The organism is Lentzea sp. NPDC004789 (genome assembly GCF_053601075.1).
On record NZ_JBSGBE010000016.1, the window covers coordinates 127,263 to 146,965 of the forward strand.

The following is a 19,703-nucleotide window of genomic DNA, read 5'->3' on the forward strand; positions in this document are numbered from 1 at the left end:
GTACTGCACGAGAGTACGAAAGCTCCCCGCGTGGCGTTCAGTGCTCGTCGTAGTGGCCGTCGTGAGCGGCGTGCCGGTGTCCGTCGTGCACGTAGTCGACGTGGTCGGCGTGAGGGACCGCCACGTGACCGCACCCGTCGCCGTGCGCGTGGTCGTGCGCATCGTGTGCGGTGTGGCCGGACGGTTCGCACTCGTCGAAGTGGCCGTCGTGTTCGCGGTGCAGGTGGCCGTCGTGCACGTAGTCGACGTGATCGCTGTGCGGCACCCCGACGTGCCCACAACCCTCGCCGTGGACGTGGGAGTGCTCGACGTGCTCAAGGTGGCTCGTTGTCATGGGGTCAGGCTGCGCCAACGCGTCGTTCCGCGCGTGCCGGGCCGCCCGGCCGGGTGACACCCGAAAGCCGCGAGCCGCCCCCTTCGTGAGGGGACGGCTCGCGATCATCACCGAACCACGGTCAGTCGACGGTGACGAGCTGCTCCTGCGCGGATCCGACCGGCCGGCGCGACTTCACGAAGCGCCATCCGAGGAACAGCACGAGAGCAAGAACGGGAATCGACCAGAACGCGATCTTCTCCGCCGTGCCGGCGAACGCCATCTGCCCGATCACGAGCGCGAGGAACACCAGCGTTCCCCACGACGTGTAGGGCGCGCCGGGCATCCGGTACGACGGCCGCTCCACCTGGCCCGCCAACGCCTTCTTGCGCAGCTTCATCTGGCAGATGATGAGCGTGGCCCACGTCGAGACGACACCCAACGACGCGATGGCGATCGCGATGTCGAACGCCTCCTTGGGCACCAGGTAGTTGAGCACCACGCCGAACAGGTACGCGGCACCGGTGAAGAGGATGCCGCCGTACGGCACGTGCCGGGAGTTCATCTTGCCGGTGAACGCCGGCGCCTCGCCCTTCTGCGCCAGCGACCGCAGGATGCGGCCGGTGGAGTACAGGCCCGAGTTGCACGACGACAGCGCGGCCGTCAGCACGACGGCGTTCATGATGTCGCCGACGGCCGGGATGCCCAGTGCGGAGAACACGGTCACGAACGGCGACTCGGTGCCGGTGAAGTGGTCCCACGGCAGCAGCATCGTCAGCAGCAGCACGGAACCGACGTAGAAGATCGCGATCCGGTACACCACGCCGTTGATGGCGCGCGGCATGATCTTCTCGGGGTCCTTGGTCTCGCCCGCCGCGATGCCGACGAGCTCGATGGCCGAGTAGGCGAAGACGACGGCCTGCAGGGTCATCAGGGCGACGCCGAAGCCGTGCGGGAACAGGCCGCCGTGGCCGAGGGTGTTCGACACCGACGCCGTGGTGCCGCCGATGTCCGCGGCGCCGATCACCAGGCCGATGCCGGTCACCAGGAACACGATGATGGCCGTGACCTTGATGACGGAGAACCAGAACTCCAGCTCACCGAACAGCTTCACGGACAGCATGTTGATCGACACGAGCACGACCAGGGCCACCAGCGCGGTGATCCACTGCGGCGCGTGGGGAAACCACTTGTGCATGTAGATCGCGACGGCGGTGATCTCGGCGATGCCGGTCATCGCCCAGTTGACCCAGTACATCCAGCCGGACGTGAAACCCGCCCACGGGCCGATGAACTCGCGGGCGTACTCCACGAAGCTGCCGGCCACCGGGCGGTGCAGCACGAGCTCGCCCAGCGCGCGCATGACGAAGAACGCCGCGAGGCCGCACACCGCGTAGGACAGGATCAGCGACGGCCCCGCGGTGGCGAGGCGTCCGCCCGCACCCAGGAAGAGGCCGACGCCGATCGCGCCACCGATCGCGATCATCTGCACCTGACGCTTGCTCAGCGCCTTGGTGTAGCCGTCCGCATCAGTTTCCAGAGAACTCACGAGGGGTTCCTTCCGAAACGGAAAAATGCTCGCGTCGGAACCTCCCGCGCCCCGACGCGCTGTTGCCGGGGACCTTAGTGAGTGGCGGTCATCACCAAGTAATCAGTTGGGGAAGGCTTAACGTAAGGGACATCACACAGGGCGGCGTTCAGGTCCTCCCAAATGTCGTCGACGTGCTCAAGTCCAACTGAAATGCGCAGCAAATTCTCGGGAACGCCCGATGCGCGCAGTTCTTCGCCGGGTACCAGCCGATGGGTGAGCGCCCACGGGTGCTCGATCAGGGTGTCGACCGAGCCCAGCGAGACCGCGGGCGTGACCAGCCGGAGCCGCCGCACGATCGCGGTCGGGTCGCCGTGCACGCCGAACGCGATCATCGCGCCGGTCCCCCGCAGCTGCACCGACGCGGACGGGTAGCGCACGAACTCCACGGCGTCGTGCTCGGCGAGCCGCACGGCCAGCACGGCGGCACTGCGCGAAGCCGCCTCGATCCGCAACGGCAGCGTCGCCAGCCCGCGGTGCAGCAGGTAGCCGCCCAACGGGTGCAGCACGGCGCCGGTGATGATCCTGACCTGCCGCAACGCCGCCGCGCGGTCCTCGGAGCAGGCCACCACACCGCCGAGCACGTCGCCGTGCCCGCCGAGGTACTTGGTGCCGGAGTGCAGGACGTACGAGGCGCCGTGCAGGGCCGGGTTCTGCAGGATCGGCGTGGCGAAGGTGTTGTCGACCATGACCGGCACCGCCCCAGCCTGCCGCACGACGTGGTCGATGTCGACCTGGTCGAGGTTCGGGTTGGCCGGCGTCTCGACGACGACGAGCCCGGTGTCCGGCCGGATCGCGGAGGACACCAGACCCGCTTCAACGTAGGTGGTGGAGACGCCCAGCAGACCGGACGACAGCAGGTGGTCGGTGCCGCCGTAGAGCGGCCGCACGGCCACGACGTGCGGCTTTCCGGCCATCACGCACGCCGCCTGGATCACCGCGGTGACCGCGGCCATGCCGCTGCCGAACGCGACCGCGGCCTCGGTGTGCTCAAGCCCCGCGAGGGCCTGCTCGAACCGGGCGACCGTCGGGTTGTGCAGCCGTGCGTACACGGGCGACGACGCGTGCGCCGCGCCCGTGGCCCACTCACCCAGTGCGGCCCCGCCGAGCGCCTGGTCGGGCACGGGGTAGGTGGTGGACAGGTCGATGGGAGGTGCGTGCACGCCCAGCTCGGCGAGGTCGTCGCGGCCGCCGTGCACTGCGATGGTCTCGATGCGCGTCATGGCCGGAATGGTGGAGACTTCCTCGTCGGAACGGGTGCTCAACCGCAATGGATTCGACAGAACGGAGATTCACCGTGCTGGATTCGATCGACGAGGCGATCGTGCGGGAGCTGCGGAAGGATGCGCGGCTGCAGAACAAGGACCTGGCCGAACGCGTGAACGTCGCGCAGTCGACCGCCGTGGTGCGGCACCGGGCGTTGCGGGAGCGCGGGGTGATCACCGGCTACCACGCCGAGGTCGACCTGAGCGCGCTCGGCCGGCCGGTGCAGGCGATGCTCGCGTTGAAGATCCGTCCGCACACGAAGGAGATCGTCGACCCGTTCATGGCTTACGTGCTGTCGTTGCCCGAAACTCTTGCGCTTTCCCACGTGACCGGTCCGGAAGATTTCCTGGTGCATGTCGCGGTATCGGACGTCGGACACCTGCAACGGCTCGTGCTCGACAAATTCACCAGCCGGCGAGAGGTGACAGAGGTTCACACCAATCTGCTCTTTTCGCACGTGCGCAAGCACTAACTGGCGAGCCGCAATGCGGGGGCGAGCTGATCACGTCCGTCAATGCCGAGTTTGCGATAAACCTTGGTCAGGTGGATCTCGACGGTGCGCAGTTGCACGAACAGCGCGGCGGCGATCTCCCGGTTCATCTTGCCCTCGGCGGCCAGCGCGGCGACCCGTCGTTCGGACTCGGTGAGCCCGGCCGGTCCGGCGGCCAGCTCCTGGCGGATCTCCTCGGCGAGGTCCTCGACTCCGCAGTCGTCGGCGAGGTCCACGGCGATCCTCAGCTCGGCGCGGGCGGGCTTGACCCGTCCGGCCAGGTGCAGTGCCCGGCCGAGCGCGAAGTGGCTGCGCGCCCGTTCCAGCAGGGCACCGGTCTTGGCGAGGAGTTCGACCGATTCCTCAAGCAGCGCAATGCCTTCGACGCCTTTGCCGATGCCCTGTTCGCGCAACACCGCGGCCAACGGCAACACCGCGCCGCACGCGCGCGCGAGCCGTTCCTCAGCGGCGAGGTGGTCTCCTCCGAGGGGCAACCGCCACGACGTGCTGTCGCAACCGCGCGCTCGCAGCCGTTCGCCGCAGTCGAGCAGGTCCCGCACGCCGTCCTTGCGCCGCTCGGCCGCGATCCGCACCCGTCCGCGCGCGGCCAGCAGCGCCGGTGCCCCGAACAGGTCGGGCACCTCGCCCGGCACGACCTCGAACACCTGCGCCGCCACCTCGGCCTCGCCCATGTCCAGCAACGTCAGCGCGAGCCCGGTCAGCGCGGCGAAGACCGGCGTCGACCACCGTGCCGCCCCACAGCTTTCGAGGGTGGCGAGCGCCTCGCGGGCATCCGACTCGGCGCCCGCCAGCCGTCCGAGGTCCCGCAGGCACGCCGAACGTGCCGTGAGCGCCGCCGCCACGCACGGCCGGTGCTGCCACCTCCGCGCGATGGTCAACGCACGGTCAGCACGCGCGTAGGCGGCCGTCAGTTCGCCACGCATCCTCAGGAAACCGATCGCCCGCAGGTACGGGTCGAACTCCGCCGGCGTCGCGGGCACGACGTCCGGGTCGCCGGCCTCGTCCGGCTCGAACTCCGGTTCCTCCCCCAGCAACGCCAGCAGGCCGGGCAGCGCGGGGTGCGCCGGATCGGCCTCGCCCAGGTGGTCCACAGCCGCCGGGACGTCCACATAGGACTCCGCCTCGCCCAGTTCCGCCAGCAGCGCACCGGATCCCGGCTCGGTCATGGCCCGGCGCAGGTAGCGGACGGCGTCGGCGACCCGGTTGCGAGCGCGGGCCCGTCTGGCGGCCGACACCAGCACCTCGGTCGCCCACTCCTCGTCCAGCGGCCGGGTCTCGACCAGGTGCTCGGCCACCGCCTCCGCCGAGGCGCCGGTCTCGACCAGCAGGCGAGCCGCGGCGGAGTGCAGGTCCTGACGTTCGGTGATGGTCAGTTCCTCGCGAAGGGTGTTTCGCACCAACGGATGCACCAACTCGCCGTCAGCCGACAGCAGCCCCATGCGGTGCAACGCGGCGATCGTGCCGGCGAGCTCGCACGGTTCGATGCCGATCAGTTCGGCGACGCGCGGCAACGTGACCTCGCCACCCAGCACCGCCAGCGCGTGCAGGGCATCGGGCGCGTGCGGGGCGAGGCGGCGCAGCCGGACGTTGACGGTCGGCAGCAGTGCGGGCGCGGTCTCACCGGGGTACGCCCGGATCAGGTTGAGCAGCAGCAACGGGTTGCCGCCCGCCTGCGCGCGGCAGAACGCCACGAACTCCTCGCCGACCGCCTGCCCCAGCTCCTGCTCGACCAGCGCCCGCACGCCGTCACCCGACAGCTCGTCCAGCCGGATCTCACCGGTGCTCGCGGCGAGCAGCTCCTCCAGCGTCTGCGGCCCGGCGCACACCTCGCCCGCGCCGATGCCGGCCAGCGCGAACACCGGCAGGTGCTCGATGCGGTGCGGGAGGGTGCTCAGCCACTGCAACGAGGGCTGGTCGGCCCACTGCGCGTCGTCGACAACGATGGCCACGGGCCGTTCGGCGGCCATGCGCGCGAGGGCGCGGTGCAGAACGTGCAGCTCGGGCAACGTCACGGGCCCAGGTTCGGCGAGTGCGTCGGACTGCCCCAGCGCGGCGGCGATGCGCGGCAGGTGCCGTGCCTCCTCGCCGGGCCGCACGCACACGAACAACCGGCTGACCAGCCCGAACGGCAGCTCCCGTTCGAGATAGCTGCCCCGCGCGGCCAACACCGTGAACCCGCGTTGCGCGGCCAGCTCCCGCGCGGTGGTGAGCAGCGCCGTCTTGCCTGCTCCCAGCCCGCCGGTGGCCACCAGGAGGTGCCCGTCACCGCCTGCCGCCGCGGTCAGCGCCTCGGCCAGCTGAGTCGTCTCCCGGTCCCGCCCGACCAGTCCAGGTTTCACGCCCATGGGTCCATCTGAGGCCTGTCGCCCATCGGGCGCCTATCGCGGAGACATCGCACGCCTGGTGGAGGGCATCACGCCACCCCGGCGAGCCTCAACCCGGCCGTCGTGGCCGCGGCCAGCACGATCACCGCGACGAACGGCGCCTTCCGCCACGCCGCCAGCCCGCCCACCAACACACCCGTAGCGAGCGCCCAGCCCCCGAAGTGCTTCCCACTGGTCAACGCCGTGACCGCGACCAGCGCGAACAGCAACACGGTCGCCGATGCCGTCATCAGCTCGTTGACCTTCGCAGGCAGCGTCACGCGGTCGCGCAGCAAAGGCCCGGCGAACCGGATCGCGAACGTGCCTGCGGCGAGGATCAGGACTGCGGCGACGGGCACGACTCCTCCTTCTTCGTGGTGCGGAACGCGAACAGTCCGGCCAGCGCCAGCAGCACGGGCACGCCCGCGGGCAGGAACGGCGTGGTCGCGAGCGCTATCACGGCGCCGACCAGGGCCGCGTTGCGCGTGGCCGCGTCCTTCAACGCGGGCAGGGTGAGCGCCAGCATCGCCGCCGGGAACGCCGCGTCCAGCCCGAACGCCGCCGTGTCGCCGATGACCTGGCCCGCGAGCGCGCCCACGAGCACGGCGATGTTCCAGCAGAAGAACAACGACACGCCGCACGCCCAATAGGCCGCACGCGCTCTCGCGGGGTCCTTCTGCGACATCGCGAAGGCCGTCGACTCGTCGATGAGCAGGTGGCTGCCGACGACGCGGGCCAAGGGGCTCTTGCCCAGCACGTCGCCGACCGCCAGACCGAACGGCAGGTGCCGGGCGTTGAGCACGAGACCGGCCAGCACCGCGGCGGCAGGGCTGCCACCGGCGGCGACGATGCCCACCGCCATGAACTGCGAGCCGCCCGCGAAGATCAGCAGCGACATCAGCACCGGCAGCCACCACGGCAGGCCGGAGCCGACCGCGATCGCGCCGAAGGAGGCACCGGTCACCGCGGCACCGAGTGCCACTGCGGCCACGTCACGCAGGAGCACAGCATCAAGGGTTCGCCATATCGAACGCATCACCCACTACGATGAACACCTGAACGGGTGTTCGTCAAGACGAACGGATGGACTTCTGTGTCGAACGCACCACTCGAACTCATCGCGGCCAACCTCCGGCGTGAGCGCGAGCGCACCGGCCTCTCGCTGTCCGAGCTGGCGAAGAAGGCCGGAATCGCGAAGTCGACGCTCTCCCAGCTGGAGTCGGGCACCGGAAACCCCAGCGTGGAGACCCTGTGGGCACTCGGGGTGGCGCTGGGCGTGCCGTTCGGCAGCCTCGTCGAGCCCGCCGTGCCGCGCGTCCAGGTGATCCGCGCCGGCGAAGGCCCGGTCATCTACTCCGAGCGCGCGCACTACACCGCCACGCTGCTGGCCGCGTGCCGTCCGGGCACCAAGCACGACATCTACTGGATGACCATGGAACCGGGCGGCGCCCGCGAATCGGATCCGCACATGCCCGGCAGCGTCGAGCACATGATCGTGGCGTCTGGGCGCTGCCTGGCGGGACTCGCCGACGACCCGGTCGAGCTCGGGCCGGGTGACTACATCGTCTATCCCGGCGACCTGCCGCACATCTGCAAGGCGCTGGAACCGGGAACGACCGCGGTGCTGGTCTCGGAGCACACGGTGTGACGCCTTTTCTCCCCACTCAACCGTATAGCAGAGAGGGGGCCTTGCCACAAGGCCCCGTGCGTCGTTCACACTCATCGCCCTATGCCGGAAAACAGGCGCTGTGGGGAGCACGTGGGGTACGAAGAAGAACTGCAGTCCGAACGCGACTACGTGGCCGGGCTCTACGCACGGCTCGATGCCGAACGCGCGCGCGTGAAGGCGGCGTACCAGTCTGCGCTGGGTGGCACCGGCGAGACCGCGATGGAACGGGACAACGAGGTGCGGGCCCGGCACCGTGAGATGAAGCGGCTCAACGTCGCCGACTACGGGCTGTGCTTCGGCCGGTTGGACAGCGTCGACGGCGACGTCTCCTACATCGGCAGGATCGGCCTGTTCGACGAGGAGAACGACTTCGAACCGGTGCTGCTGGACTGGCGTGCGCCGGCGGCGCGGCCGTTCTACACCGCCACCGGCGCGCGGCCGGAGGGCATGGCGCGGCGCCGCCAGTTCCACACCCGCCGCCGCGCGATCGTCGACTTCACCGACGAGGTCTTCGGCCGGCTCGGCGAGGAGCACGGCGACGTGGCGCTGCTCGCGGCGTTGAACGCGCCGCGCGGCGAGGGCATGCGCGACATCGTGGCGACCATCCAGGCGGAGCAGGACGCGATCATCCGGCTCGACCACCCCGGTGTGCTGGTGATCGAGGGCGGTCCCGGCACCGGCAAGACCGTCGTGGCGCTGCACCGCGTCGCTTACCTGATGTACACGCAACGAGAGCGCATGGAACGGCACGGCGTCCTCGTCGTCGGCCCGAACCCGGCGTTCCTCAACCACATCGGCCGCGTCCTGCCGTCGCTGGGCGAGTCGGACGTGGTGTTCACGACCGCCGGCGGTCTCCTGCCGGGCCTGCGCACCTCGCTGGAGGACGCGCCGGAGGTCGCGGCGCTCAAGGGTTCGCGGAAGATGGTGGACGTGCTGAAGGCCGCGGTGGCGGACCGGCAGCGGCTGCCCGGCTCGCCGATCCCGATCGGCATGAAGGACGTCGTCGTCGAGATCAACGCCGAGACCGCGGAGTGGGCCAGGCAGGAGGCGCGCGACAGCGGCCTGCCGCACAACGAGGCCCGCAAGGTGTTCACCGAGATCATCACGTACGTCCTGACCGAACGGGCGATCGGCCGGATCGGCAAGGGCTGGCTGTCGCGGTCGGACAAGCAGGGCTGGGAGGACATGCGCTCCGGTCTGCTCAAGGACCTCGCCGACGACGACGCCTTCACGAAGGCGCTGGACGAGCTGTGGCCGTTGCTGACCCCTGAACAGCTGCTGGGCTCTCTGTACTCGTCCCCCGAACGCCTCGCGGCGGCGGGCGCCGACCCGTCGCTGCACCGCGTTCAGGGTGAGGCGTGGACGGTCTCGGACGTGCCGCTGCTCGACGAGCTGCACGAGCTGCTGGGCCGCGACGGCCGGGAACAGGCGGCCGACCAGGCGGCACTGGCCGAGAAGCAGGCCGAGGCCCGGTACGCGGCGGAGGTGCTGGACAGTCTCGTCGGCCGCCAGGACCACATGGACGACGAGGACCACCTGTTCGCCACGGACCTGATGTACGCGGAGGACCTGGCCGAGCGCTTCGACGAGCACGACACCCGCACGCTCGTCGAGCGCGCCTCCGCCGACCGCGGCTGGACCTACCGGCACGTGGTGGTCGACGAGGCCCAGGAACTGTCCGAAATGGACTGGCGAGTGCTGATGCGCCGCTGTCCCGGCCGTTCCTTCACGGTGGTGGGCGACCTGGCTCAGCGCCGTTCGTCGGCGGGCGCCTCGTCGTGGGCCGAGATGCTCGACCCGTACGTGGCGGGCCGCTGGATCTACCGCTCCCTGACGGTCAACTACCGCACGCCGGCCGAGATCATGGCGGTCGCCGCCAACGTGCTCGCCGAGTTCGCCCCGGACGTGCAGGCACCAGAATCCGTGCGCGCCAACGGAATCCAACCGTGGGCACGGCAGATCACCCCGGACGAGCTGCCGGCCGCGATCGAGGAGTTCGTGGCGGCGGAGGCGTCGTTCGAGGGCACCAGCGTGATCATCGGCCCGCCCGGCGTGCCCGGCACCGTGCCGGCGTCGGAGACCAAGGGCCTGGAGTACGACTCGGTGCTCGTCGTCGCGCCGGAACGGATCCTGGCCGACGGACCGCGCGGTGCGGCCGAGCTGTACGTGGCGCTGACCCGTGCCACGCAACGACTCGGCGTGCTGCACCACGAGCCGTTGCCCGCGGCGCTGTCCGGTCTCGCCGAGACGGTGCGCACATGATCCGTTCAGCGGTTCGGGAAGACCCCGGCCGGCCCTAGGATGGGAGGAAGTCTGGGGGGACTGCTCGTGTCGGCCAGACGATCACGTTCACGTCCGCGCCGAACGGGGGCCTTCATGACGACTCCACCCACTCCACCGGACGGACCCGGCGAGCCGGTCAACCTGTGGGCAGCGCCCGCGGGCCCGGCCGCCGGTCCGTTCCGCCCACCCGCGCCGGCCACCGCGGGCCCGCCGTCGCGAACGTCCCGCGTGGTACTGACGATCGCGGCCGTTCTCGGCGTGCTGGTGCTCGGCACGGGCGCCTCCGTCATGTTCCACGCCTTCGTGAAGCACGGCGGCCTTCAGGTCGCCGACACCACCACGCCGTACGGGAAGGCCGGCGACTGCGTGAAGCTGACGGGCGTCTCCGCCTACCCCAAGTACGAGAAGGTCTCCTGCGACGCGGGCGTGCACAACTACACCGTGGGCAAGGTGCTGGGCTCCAAGAGCGAGAAGTGCGGCGAGGACCACAGCGCGTACACGAAGTTCAGCACCGACGACATCCGCCTGTGCCTGATCCCGGTGTTCGTCGAAGGCCAGTGCTACGACTTCTCGTTCGTCGCGGTCGACCCCGAGCTCAAGCCGAAGGAGTGCGGGAAGTACGCCGCGGTGCGGGCGAAGGTGCTCGCGAACACCGTGGACAAGGCCGCGTGCGGGGAGTCGCCCGCGCTGGCGCTGGCGTACCCGGAGATCAAGACCACCTACTGCTTCACCGACACGTACGGCCGCTGACAGCCGGCACGGTCATGCGCCGATCATGGCAGCAGCACGAGCCCGGCGCTGACCTGGTCCGGGAACGACGAAGGCGCACCGCACGAAGCGATGCGCCTTCGTCAGGAAAGCTGATCACCAGCCGCGCTCGGCCAGCCGGTGCGGCTCGGGGATGTCGTCGACGTTGATGCCGACCATGGCCTCACCGAGACCGCGCGACACCTTGGCGATGACGTCCGGGTCGTCGTGGAAGGTCGTGGCCTTCACGATGGCCTCGGCGCGCTGGGCCGGGTTGCCGGACTTGAAGATGCCGGAACCGACGAACACGCCCTCGGCACCGAGTTGCATCATCATGGCGGCGTCGGCCGGGGTCGCGATGCCGCCCGCGGTGAAGAGCACCACCGGGAGCTTGCCGTTCTGCGCGACCTCCTTGACCAGCTCGTACGGCGCCTGGAGCTCCTTGGCGGCCACGTACAGCTCGTCCTCCGGCAGGTTCTGCAGGCGGCGGATCTCGGCGCGGATCTTGCGCATGTGCGTGGTGGCGTTGGAGACGTCACCGGTGCCGGCCTCGCCCTTGGAGCGGATCATCGCCGCACCCTCGGTGATGCGGCGCAGGGCCTCGCCGAGGTTGGTCGCGCCGCACACGAAGGGGACCGTGAAGGCCCACTTGTCGATGTGGTTGGCGTAGTCGGCCGGGGTCAGCACCTCGGACTCGTCGATGTAGTCGACGCCCAGCGAGGCGAGGACCTGGGCCTCGACGAAGTGACCGATGCGGGCCTTGGCCATCACCGGGATCGAGACGGCGTTGATGATCCCGTCGATCAGGTCGGGGTCGCTCATGCGGGCGACGCCGCCCTGCGCGCGGATGTCGGCGGGCACGCGCTCGAGCGCCATGACGGCGACGGCGCCAGCGTCCTCCGCGATCTTCGCCTGGGTGGCGTCGACCACGTCCATGATCACGCCACCCTTGAGCATCTCGGCCATGCCGCGCTTCACGCGGGCGGTGCCAGTGACCTGATCAGTGCTCACGGGCCAACCTTTCACGAGGGAAGTTTCGGTGAACCCATCCTACGTCTCACGTGGCCACCTCACCCAAGCCACTGACGCCCGGAACCAGAAGGCCACTTGCCGATCAACCGCAGGTCGTGACCCCTGTCACGTACCCGGAAGTGAAACGGCCTCATGAGCGCGGACGAGTCCAGTCGGGTCTGTGCACTTGTACCGCGACGGGAACGGGTGTGAGATCGAACACTACGACTTGACGGAGGTCGCCATGGGAAGCAAGAACTCCGACAACTCAGCCCCGGCAGGCGCGGTCGCTGTGGACGACCCGGCCAAGGTCCGCAACGTCGTGCTCGTGGGCCCGTCGGGCGCGGGCAAGACGACGCTCACCGAGGCCCTGCTGGCCGCCACCGGCGTGCTGACCCGAGCGGGTTCGGTCACCGAGGGCACGACCGTCTGCGACCACGATCCGGCCGCGGTCAGGCAACAACGATCGGTGGGCCTCGCCGTGGCCCCGATCCAGCACGGGGACATCAAGATCAACCTGATCGACACCCCCGGATACGTCGACTTCGTGGGTGAGCTCAGGGCAGGACTACGGGCCGCGGACGCGGCCCTTTTTGTTGTCAACGCCTTCGAAGGCGTTGATCCGGCCACCGTCGCGTTGTGGGAGGAGTGCGCTCTCGTCGGCATGCCGCGTGCCGTCGTCATCACACGCACCGACCACCACCGTGCCGACGTGATGACCGAAGTGGTCGCGTGCCAGGCCGCGTTCGGTGCCGGCGTCGTGCCGTTGTACGTGCAGGAGGGTGACCGGCTCGTCGGCCTGCTGACCGAGGGCGACAACTACCCGGAGGAACGCGCCGCGCTGATCGAGGGGATCATCGCCGAGAGCGAGGACGAGACCCTCATGGACCGCTACCTGGCGGGCGAGGAGATCGACCAGGACACCCTCATCGCCGACCTGGAGACCGCGGTCGCACGCGGCTCCTTCCACCCGGTGATGCCCGTGTGCGCCGCGACCGGCATGGGGCTCAACGAACTGTTGGACGGCATCGCGCGCGCGTTCCCGTCACCGCTGGAGCACGAGCTTCCGTCCGTGACATCGGTGGACGGCATCCCCCAGCCCCGCATGGCCCCGGATCCCGGAGGGCCGTTGGTGGCCGAGGTCGTCCGCACCGCGGTCGACTCGTACGTGGGACGCGTGTCGCTGGTCCGCGTCTTCTCCGGCACGCTGCGCCCGGAACGCCCGGTGCACGTCTCCGGTCACGGCATGTCCGACCGCGGCCACGAGGACCACGACACCGACGAACGCGTGGCCCACATCTACTCCCCGCTCGGCGCCTCCCTGCGCGAGGTCCCGTACTGCGTGGCCGGCGACCTGTGCGCGTTGACCAAGCTCACCACCGCCGAGACCGGTGACACCGTCTCCGCCCCCGAGCAGCCGTTGCTGATGGCGCCGTGGGACATGCCCGAACCGCTGTTGCCCGTCGCGGTCGTGCCGCGCACCCGCAGCGACGAGGACAACCTGGCCCGCAACCTCAACCGCCTGGTCGCGAGCGACCCGACCCTGCGCCTGGACCGCAACGCCGAGACGCACCAGATGGTGCTGTGGTGCATGGGCGAGGCGCACGCGGACGTCGTGCTGGCCAGGCTGCGCGCGGGCGGCGCGGAGATCGACACCGAACCTGTGCGCGTACCGCTGCGGGAAACCTTTGCGGGCGCTGCGAAAGGCCACGGCCGGCATGTGAAGCAATCTGGAGGTCACGGGCAGTACGCGGTGTGCGACATCGTCGTCGAGCCGCTCCCGCGCGGCTCCGGCTTCGAGTTCGTCGACAAGATCGTCGGCGGCGCGATCCCCAACCAGTTCATCCCGTCCGTCGAGAAGGGCGTGCGCGCACAGCTGGAGAAGGGCCTGCACGACGGCACCCCGGTGGTCGACGTCCGCGTGACCCTGGTCGACGGCAAGGCCCACTCCGTCGACTCCTCCGACGCGGCGTTCCAGACCGCGGGCGCGCTGGCACTGAAGGAGGCCGCGGCCGCCGGGCGCACCACGTTGCTCGAACCGATGGACGAGGTCGCGATCCGGTTGCCCGACGAGCACATGGGCACCGTGCTGGGCGACCTGTCCGGACGGCGCGGCCGGGTGCTCGGCACCGAGGCCGACGAGGGCGGGCGGACCGTGATCCGGGCCGAGGTGCCGTCGTCGGAACTGCTGCGGTACGCGATCGAGCTGCGCGCGATGACGTCCGGCACCGGCACGTTCACGCGCCGCTTCTCCCGCTACGACCCGCTGCCGGAGGCGCTGGCCGCACGCGCGAGCAGGTAGGCCCGGTCGCTCGCGTGCTCGACGCGCGAGTCCGGGGCGCGGTAGAGGCGGGCCGTCACGGCGAGGCCCGCCCCCGCCAACGCGCGCGCCTCCCCGTCCGGGTCGAGGAACCGGAAGGTCAGGTCGACCTCTTCGTCCCACCACCGCGTGAGGGTTCTCGCTTCGCCTGCTCGCGTTTCCGCGTCGCGCACGTGGAACGCGATCAACGCGTGCCCACCGGGTCGCAGCACGCGTGCGAACTCGGCGTAGGCCGCCGCGCGTTGGTCCGCATCGAGGTGGATGACCGCATACAGACACACGAGCGCCGAAGCCGAGTGCGTCCGGAACGGCAGGGCCGTCATGTCGCCGGCACAGGTGAGAACCGAGGCGTGCGCGCACATCTGCGGTGACAGGTCCACGCCGACTACGGGCACCCTGTCGGCCAGGTAGGCCGCGACATGGCCCGGGCCGCAGCCGACGTCGAGCACCGGGCCGTCCGCCAGCTCGGCGACGGCGTCGAGCAGGACGCGGTCCAGCGGCTTGCCCGCGAGCTCGCCGCTCAGTTCGGTCGCGTAGCGCGCGGCCACGCGGTCGTACGAGCGGCGAGTGCTCACCGGACCACTCTAGGTGTTCTGCGGGAACCCCAGGTTCACGCCACCGTGCGACGGGTCGAGCCACCGCGACGTGACCACCTTCGACCGGGTGAAGAAGTGCACGCCGTGCGGCCCGTACGCGTGCGCGTCACCGAACAGCGACTCCTTCCACCCGCCGAACGAGTAGTAGGCCACCGGCACGGGGATCGGCACGTTCACGCCGACCATGCCGACCTCGATCTCGTTCTGGAACCGCCGGGCCGCGCCACCGTCGTTGGTGAAGATCGCGGTGCCGTTGCCGTACCGGTTGGCGTTCACCATCTCGACGGCGTCCTCGTAGGTGTCGCAGCGGACCACCGACAGCACCGGGCCGAAGATCTCGTCGGTGTAGACCGACATGTCCGTGCCGACGTGGTCGAACAGCGTCGGCCCCAACCAGAAGCCGTTCGCGTCGCCGTCGATCGGGTGGTCGCGGCCGTCCACGACCAGCGACGCGCCCTCGGCCACGCCCGCGTCCAAGTAGGACGTCACCTTGTCCCGGTGCACACCGGTGACAAGCGGGCCCATCTCACACGACGGTCCGGAGCCGACCTTCACGTCCGCGATCCGAGACTTGATCTTCGAGACCAGCGAGTCGCCGACCGCGCCCACGGCCACGACCACCGAGATGGCCATGCAGCGCTCCCCCGCCGAGCCGAACCCGGCGGACACCGCGGCGTCCGCGGCCAGGTCGAGGTCGGCGTCGGGCAGCACGACCATGTGGTTCTTCGCGCCGCCGAGGGCCTGCACGCGCTTGCCGTGCGCGGTGCCGGTCTCGTAGACGTACCGGGCGATCGGGGTGGAGCCGACGAACGAGATCGCCTTCACCGTCGGGTGTTCGAGCAGCCGGTCGACGGCCACCTTGTCACCGTGCACGACGTTCAGCACGCCGTCGGGCAGCCCGGCCTCGGCGAACAGCTCGGCGATGAAGATCGACGCCGACGGGTCCTTCTCCGACGGCTTCAGCACGACCGTGTTGCCGCAGGCGATCGCCGTCGGCACGAACCACAGCGGCACCATCGCCGGGAAGTTGAACGGCGAGATCACGCCGACCACGCCCACCGGCTGCTGGATCGAGTAGACGTCCACGCGCGTCGAGGCGTTCTCGCTGAAGCCGCCCTTGAGCAGCTGCGGGATGCCGCACGCGTACTCCACCGACTCCAGCGCCCGCTGGATCTCGCCGCCGGCGTCCGACACGACCTTGCCGTGCTCGGCGCTCACGATCGCCGCGAGATCGCCCTTGCGCGCGTTCAGCAGCTCGCGGAACTTGAACATCACCGTCGAGCGCTGGGCCAGCGAGGCGTTGCGCCACGACGCGAACGCTTCCGCCGCGGCCGAGACGGCAGCGTCCACTTCGGACACCGACGCGTACGCGACCTGCGACGCCACCTTGCCGGTCGACGGGTCGTAGACGTCGCCGAGCCGTTCCGGTGCCTGGTCCCAGGGCTTGCCGTTGATCCAGTGTTGAATCATTTTGGGCTTGATCACGCCTTCTCCACCGCCTGAGCCAGAATCCCCAGCGCCTCTTCGAGCTCGTCCTCGGTCAGCGTCATCGGCGGCGCCAACCGGATCACGTTGCCGTACAGGCCGCCCTTGCCGACGAGCAGGCCGCGCGCCTTGCACTCGTTCAGCACCGCGGTCGCGGCACCGGGGTTCGGCTCACCCTCCGGGCCGACGAGCTCGATGCCGACCATCAGTCCCTTGCCGCGCACGTCACCGATGACCGGGTGCTTCTCCGCCAGTTCGCGCAGGCCCCCGAGCAGGCGCGAGCCCAGCTTGGCCGCGTTGGCCTGCAGGTCGTGGTCGAGCAGGTAGTTCACCGTGGCGAGCGCGCCGGCGGTGGAGACCGGGTTGCCGCCGAACGTCGAGATCGAGTTGGCGTTGATCGCGTCCATCAGGTCGCCGCGTGCGACCACGCCGCCGATCGCGAGGCCGTTGCCGAGGCCCTTGGCGAACGTCATCGCGTCCGGCACCACGTCGTGCGCCTGGATGCCCCAGAAGTGCTCGCCGGTGCGGCCCCAGCCGGTCTGCACCTCATCGGAGATGAACAGGATCCCGTACTCGTCCAGGACGTCCTTGAACGCGCGGAACAGGCCGTCGGGCGGCGAGGTGAAGCCGCCGACGCCCTGGATCGGCTCGGCGATCATGCACGCCACGTCGCCCGACGTGGTGGTCTCGATGATCTCGCGCAGGTCGTCGACGCAGGCCTTGATGTAGTCGGTATCGGACAACGACTTGAACGGCGAGCGGTAGCGGTAGCCGCCGTGCACCCAGCTGACCTTGATCGGCGACAGCGCGGACGCCGACCAGCCGCGGTTGCCCGTGATGGCGATCGTGGCGAACGCCCGGCCGTGGTAGCTGTTGCGCAGGGCCAGGACCTGCTCGCTGCGCCGCGCCGTGGTGGCGAGCATCAGCGCGGTCTCGTTGGCCTCGGTGCCGGAGTTGGTGAAGAAGACCTTGGCGTCCGGGATGCCGGAGAGCTCCGCGATCTTCTCGGCCAGCTCGACCTGCGACTTGATCAGGTACAGCGTCGAGCTGTGCAACACACCCGTGTCGAGCTGCGCGCGGATCGCGTCGCTGATCTCCGCGACGTCGTAGCCGATGGCGTTGGTCAGGATGCCCGCGAAGAAGTCCAGGTAGGTCGTGCCCTCGCGGTCGGTGACCCGGCGCCCGCTGGCGCTCGCGATCTCGATGGGCTCGTCGTAGTAGAGGGCCAGCCACTTCGGCATCACCGCGCGGTGTCGTGCCAGCAGCTCCTTGTGGGCCATCTCGTCCTCCAGGGGTTAACTCCTGGAGGACGAGTCTGCTGTGGCGCCCGGTTCGCCGCCATGCACAACCTGTACCCGGATCGGCTGTTTGGCATTACGTTGTGTCCATGTACCCGACCGTCGCCGAAGTCGTCGCTCTCCCGGTGATCAGGCAGGGAAAGCCGCGTCTGGTGGCCGGATCGGCCGGGCTGGGCCGCCGGGTCCGGTGGGTGCATGTGGCGGAGATCGCAGACATCGCACCGCTGCTGCGCGGCGGCGAGCTCGTGCTCACGACCGGCGTGATGCTGCCCGAGTCCGGCCTCGCCCGCTACGTCGAGGAGCTGGCCGCCGTCGGGTGCGCCGGGCTGGTCGTCGAGCTGGGGCGGCGGTGGCGCGACGACGTGCCGGCCGCGCTCGTCACCGAGGCCGAACGGCACGGGTTGCCGCTGGTCACGCTGTCGGAGGAGACGAAGTACGTGGCCGTCACCGAGGCGGTCGTCGGTCTGATCGTGGACGCGCAGCTGGCCGAGCTGCGGGCCGCGGAACAGGTACACGAGACGTTCACGTCGCTCACGGTGGCCGGCGCGGAGCCCGCCGAGGTGCTGCGCGAGGTGGCGCGGACGTCCGGGCTGCCCGTGGTGCTGGAGACGCTGGGCCACGACGTGCTGGCCTACGACGCGGCCGGGCACGACCCGGTGAAGCTGCTGGACGACTGGGCGGCGCGCTCGCGGGCGGTCACCGTGACCGAGCGGACCGCCTACCACCCGGCGTCCGGCTGGTTGATCACGATCGTCGGCGCGCGCGGGGCGGACTGGGGACGGCTGGTGCTGGTGTCGCCGGAACCTCCGCCGCACCGGCACGTCGTGGTCGCCGAACGTGCCGCGTCCGCGTTAGCCGTACATCGGCTCGTGGCGCGTGATCGGGAGTCGTTGGAACGGCAGACGCACCGAACGCTGCTCGCCCAGTTGCTCGGCCAGTCACCGCAGTCGCCCGACCTCGGCGCACGGGCCGCCGCGCTGGGCGTGCCGCTGGAACGACGGCAGCTGATCGGGGTGGCGATCCGGCCGGTGACCGTGCTGCACGGGCAAACGCTTGCGACGCAGGAGGTTCTGCGTGACCTCGCCGAGGCCACCGCGCTGGCCGGGCGGCGGGTGACGGTCGCGGCGCTGGTCGGCGTCGTGGACGACACGTCGGTGCGCGCGCTGCTGTCGGTGCCGATGACCGTTGGCGTGGAAGGGGTCCTGCGCAAGGTCGCGCGCGAGATCCACCGCACGGCCGCGTCGACCGTGGTGATCGCGGTGGGGACGACCGTGACGTCCACAACGGACGTTCGGCGGTCGCTGGGCGAGGCCGCGCACGTGGCCGGTGCGGCGTTGCGGGCGCCGGGATCCCAGCTGTACCACCGGCTCGACGACGTGCGGTTGCGCGGGCTGCTGCACCTGCTGCGCGAGGACGAGCGGGTGCGGGCGTTCGCGGACCGCGAGCTCGGACCGTTGCTGACGCGGGACTCCGCGCAGGGTTCACGGCTCGTGGAGCTGCTGCGGTGCCTGTGCGAGAACGGCGGCAACAAGTCGGCGGCCGCTACGGCCGCGCACCTCTCCCGTACGGCCTACTACCAGCAGCTGGCGCGGATCGAACAGGTCCTGGGCGTGTCGCTGGAGGACCCGGAGTCCGTGCTGTCGCTGTACGTCGCCCTGCTGGTGCACGAAATGGGCCCGTGAGCGCGCACGGGCCCATTTTCGGCGTGCGACTCAGCCGTTGATCGTCGGCAGGGTGCCGGAGAGAACGGTCGGGTTCGGCACGACGCCGTTGGTCGGCAGGTCGGACAGGCTCGGCGCCTTCAGACCACCGACGTGCGCGCTGTCGGCCAGGCCGTCGACGTTCGGCAGGCCCGGCAGCGTGCCGAGCTGGGGCGCGATCGGGTTCGGCGCGGTGCGCTCCTGCGCGGCCGGGACCTCGGGGGCGTCGGGGGCCTGCAGGTCACCGGCGACGGGGGCCTTGACCTGGCCGAGCTTGAGCGCGCCCGCCGAGTCGAGGGGGTTGGCGTGCGGGATGGCGTGCTGGGTGGCGTCGAGCACCTTGTCCGCGCCGACCTCGGGAACGCCGCTGTTCAGGTGGGGCGCCTCGACGGCGCCGGCCGAGCCCGCGAGCAGCGGGGCGGCACCGGCGGCGAGCAGAGCGGCGGCGCGGAACAGTCCGGAACGAGACACAGTTTTCCTCAATCTGGTTTGGGGACCGATCTTCGTTTTCATCGGCGCATTTGGTTCGGCCATTTATCCGCTCGATCGTGTG

Annotated in this window: 17 protein-coding genes; 6 read left to right on the forward strand and 11 right to left on the reverse strand. The window is 70.2% G+C overall.

Annotation, left to right across the window (positions count from 1 at the left end; translation table 11 throughout):
* Positions 1–37 precede the first annotated feature (37 nt).
* The 3 genes from ACWEIJ_RS31580 to ACWEIJ_RS31590 all read right to left on the reverse strand — a co-directional run bounded on the left by ACWEIJ_RS31580 (position 38) and on the right by ACWEIJ_RS31590 (position 3,124).
* Positions 38–334 carry a hypothetical protein gene (locus ACWEIJ_RS31580; RefSeq protein ID WP_449840895.1) on the reverse strand — a complete coding sequence of 99 codons (297 nt, stop codon included), beginning with the start codon at positions 332–334 and terminating at the stop codon, positions 38–40.
* A gap of 121 nt (positions 335–455) precedes the next feature.
* The gene (locus tag ACWEIJ_RS31585) at positions 456–1,799 is read right to left on the reverse strand and encodes an amino acid permease (protein ID WP_449841001.1); all 1,344 of its coding nucleotides are present in this window, start codon (positions 1,797–1,799) and stop codon (positions 456–458) included.
* Between the two features lie 137 nt (positions 1,800–1,936).
* Positions 1,937–3,124, reverse strand: coding sequence for a trans-sulfuration enzyme family protein (locus ACWEIJ_RS31590; protein ID WP_449840896.1), 1,188 nt, complete (start codon positions 3,122–3,124; stop codon positions 1,937–1,939).
* Between the two features lie 74 nt (positions 3,125–3,198).
* Here ACWEIJ_RS31590 and ACWEIJ_RS31595 point away from each other — a divergent pair, with 74 nt between their 5' ends.
* Entirely contained in the window at positions 3,199–3,639 is a 441-nt protein-coding gene (locus ACWEIJ_RS31595; RefSeq protein WP_355447185.1) for an Lrp/AsnC family transcriptional regulator, read from the forward strand.
* Here ACWEIJ_RS31595 and ACWEIJ_RS31600 read toward each other — a convergent pair.
* The 3 genes from ACWEIJ_RS31600 to ACWEIJ_RS31610 form a co-directional block, all read right to left on the reverse strand.
* Positions 3,636–6,017, reverse strand: coding sequence for a BREX system ATP-binding domain-containing protein (locus ACWEIJ_RS31600; RefSeq protein WP_449840897.1), 2,382 nt, complete (start codon positions 6,015–6,017; stop codon positions 3,636–3,638). The two genes, ACWEIJ_RS31595 and ACWEIJ_RS31600, sit on opposite strands and share 4 nt — an antisense overlap.
* 74 nt (positions 6,018–6,091) lie before the next feature.
* The gene (locus ACWEIJ_RS31605; protein ID WP_449840898.1) at positions 6,092–6,400 is read right to left on the reverse strand and encodes an AzlD domain-containing protein; all 309 of its coding nucleotides are present in this window, start codon (positions 6,398–6,400) and stop codon (positions 6,092–6,094) included.
* Complete coding sequence (locus ACWEIJ_RS31610; protein ID WP_449840899.1) at positions 6,379–7,077, reverse strand: AzlC family ABC transporter permease; 699 nt, start codon at positions 7,075–7,077, stop codon at positions 6,379–6,381. The genes ACWEIJ_RS31605 and ACWEIJ_RS31610 overlap by 22 nt, the downstream gene beginning before the upstream one ends.
* Positions 7,078–7,134: 57 nt before the next feature.
* Here ACWEIJ_RS31610 and ACWEIJ_RS31615 point away from each other — a divergent pair, with 57 nt between their 5' ends.
* The 3 genes from ACWEIJ_RS31615 to ACWEIJ_RS31625 all read left to right on the forward strand — a co-directional run bounded on the left by ACWEIJ_RS31615 (position 7,135) and on the right by ACWEIJ_RS31625 (position 10,743).
* Positions 7,135–7,689, forward strand: a complete 555-nt coding sequence (locus ACWEIJ_RS31615; protein ID WP_449840900.1) for a helix-turn-helix domain-containing protein — start codon at positions 7,135–7,137, stop codon at positions 7,687–7,689.
* 111 nt (positions 7,690–7,800) lie between these two features.
* Positions 7,801–9,972 carry an RNA polymerase recycling motor ATPase HelR gene (helR, locus tag ACWEIJ_RS31620; RefSeq protein WP_449840901.1) on the forward strand — a complete coding sequence of 724 codons (2,172 nt, stop codon included), beginning with the start codon at positions 7,801–7,803 and terminating at the stop codon, positions 9,970–9,972.
* 114 nt (positions 9,973–10,086) lie between these two features.
* A complete protein-coding gene (locus ACWEIJ_RS31625; RefSeq protein WP_449840902.1) occupies positions 10,087–10,743 on the forward strand; it encodes an LppU/SCO3897 family protein in 657 nt (218 codons plus the stop codon).
* A gap of 114 nt (positions 10,744–10,857) precedes the next feature.
* On the opposite strand, the gene pdxS is transcribed toward ACWEIJ_RS31625, so the two are convergent.
* The gene (gene pdxS / locus ACWEIJ_RS31630; protein ID WP_449840903.1) at positions 10,858–11,751 is read right to left on the reverse strand and encodes a pyridoxal 5'-phosphate synthase lyase subunit PdxS; all 894 of its coding nucleotides are present in this window, start codon (positions 11,749–11,751) and stop codon (positions 10,858–10,860) included.
* A gap of 244 nt (positions 11,752–11,995) precedes the next feature.
* Here pdxS and ACWEIJ_RS31635 point away from each other — a divergent pair, with 244 nt between their 5' ends.
* Positions 11,996–14,053 carry an elongation factor G-like protein EF-G2 gene (locus tag ACWEIJ_RS31635; RefSeq protein ID WP_449840904.1) on the forward strand — a complete coding sequence of 686 codons (2,058 nt, stop codon included), beginning with the start codon at positions 11,996–11,998 and terminating at the stop codon, positions 14,051–14,053.
* Here the strand turns inward: ACWEIJ_RS31635 and ACWEIJ_RS31640 are convergent.
* Genes ACWEIJ_RS31640 through ACWEIJ_RS31650 form a run of 3 tightly spaced genes read right to left on the reverse strand, consistent with a single transcriptional unit; the run spans position 14,008 to position 17,432 of the window.
* Positions 14,008–14,646 (reverse strand): class I SAM-dependent methyltransferase, encoded by a 639-nt coding sequence (locus ACWEIJ_RS31640; RefSeq protein ID WP_449840905.1) that lies wholly within the window; start codon positions 14,644–14,646, stop codon positions 14,008–14,010. The genes ACWEIJ_RS31635 and ACWEIJ_RS31640 overlap by 46 nt on opposite strands.
* A gap of 9 nt (positions 14,647–14,655) precedes the next feature.
* Positions 14,656–16,137 carry a CoA-acylating methylmalonate-semialdehyde dehydrogenase gene (locus ACWEIJ_RS31645; RefSeq protein WP_449841002.1) on the reverse strand — a complete coding sequence of 494 codons (1,482 nt, stop codon included), beginning with the start codon at positions 16,135–16,137 and terminating at the stop codon, positions 14,656–14,658.
* Positions 16,138–16,148: 11 nt separating this feature from the next.
* Positions 16,149–17,432: an aspartate aminotransferase family protein gene (locus tag ACWEIJ_RS31650; RefSeq protein WP_449840906.1), complete on the reverse strand. Its 1,284-nt coding sequence runs from the start codon at positions 17,430–17,432 to the stop codon at positions 16,149–16,151.
* 107 nt (positions 17,433–17,539) lie between these two features.
* Here ACWEIJ_RS31650 and ACWEIJ_RS31655 point away from each other — a divergent pair, with 107 nt between their 5' ends.
* Positions 17,540–19,132, forward strand: a complete 1,593-nt coding sequence (locus ACWEIJ_RS31655; RefSeq protein WP_449840907.1) for a PucR family transcriptional regulator — start codon at positions 17,540–17,542, stop codon at positions 19,130–19,132.
* 30 nt (positions 19,133–19,162) lie between these two features.
* Here the strand turns inward: ACWEIJ_RS31655 and ACWEIJ_RS31660 are convergent, their stop codons facing one another.
* Entirely contained in the window at positions 19,163–19,621 is a 459-nt protein-coding gene (locus ACWEIJ_RS31660) for a hypothetical protein (RefSeq protein WP_449840908.1), read from the reverse strand.
* Positions 19,622–19,703 lie beyond the last annotated feature (82 nt).

Bases quoted from the DNA above. Each gene is read 5' to 3' on its own strand.
- ACWEIJ_RS31580 (WP_449840895.1), bottom strand. From the start codon at position 334: ATGACAACGAGCCACCTTGAGCACGTCGAGCACTCCCACGTCCACGGC.
- ACWEIJ_RS31585 (WP_449841001.1), bottom strand. From the start codon at position 1,799: ATGATCGCGATCGGTGGCGCGATCGGCGTCGGCCTCTTCCTGGGTGCG.
- ACWEIJ_RS31590 (WP_449840896.1), bottom strand. From the start codon at position 3,124: ATGACGCGCATCGAGACCATCGCAGTGCACGGCGGCCGCGACGACCTC.
- ACWEIJ_RS31610 (WP_449840899.1), bottom strand. From the start codon at position 7,077: ATGCGTTCGATATGGCGAACCCTTGATGCTGTGCTCCTGCGTGACGTG.
- ACWEIJ_RS31625 (WP_449840902.1), top strand. From the start codon at position 10,087: ATGACGACTCCACCCACTCCACCGGACGGACCCGGCGAGCCGGTCAAC.
- ACWEIJ_RS31635 (WP_449840904.1), top strand. From the start codon at position 11,996: ATGGGAAGCAAGAACTCCGACAACTCAGCCCCGGCAGGCGCGGTCGCT.
- ACWEIJ_RS31645 (WP_449841002.1), bottom strand. From the start codon at position 16,137: ATGATTCAACACTGGATCAACGGCAAGCCCTGGGACCAGGCACCGGAA.
- ACWEIJ_RS31650 (WP_449840906.1), bottom strand. From the start codon at position 17,432: ATGGCCCACAAGGAGCTGCTGGCACGACACCGCGCGGTGATGCCGAAG.
- ACWEIJ_RS31655 (WP_449840907.1), top strand. From the start codon at position 17,540: ATGTACCCGACCGTCGCCGAAGTCGTCGCTCTCCCGGTGATCAGGCAG.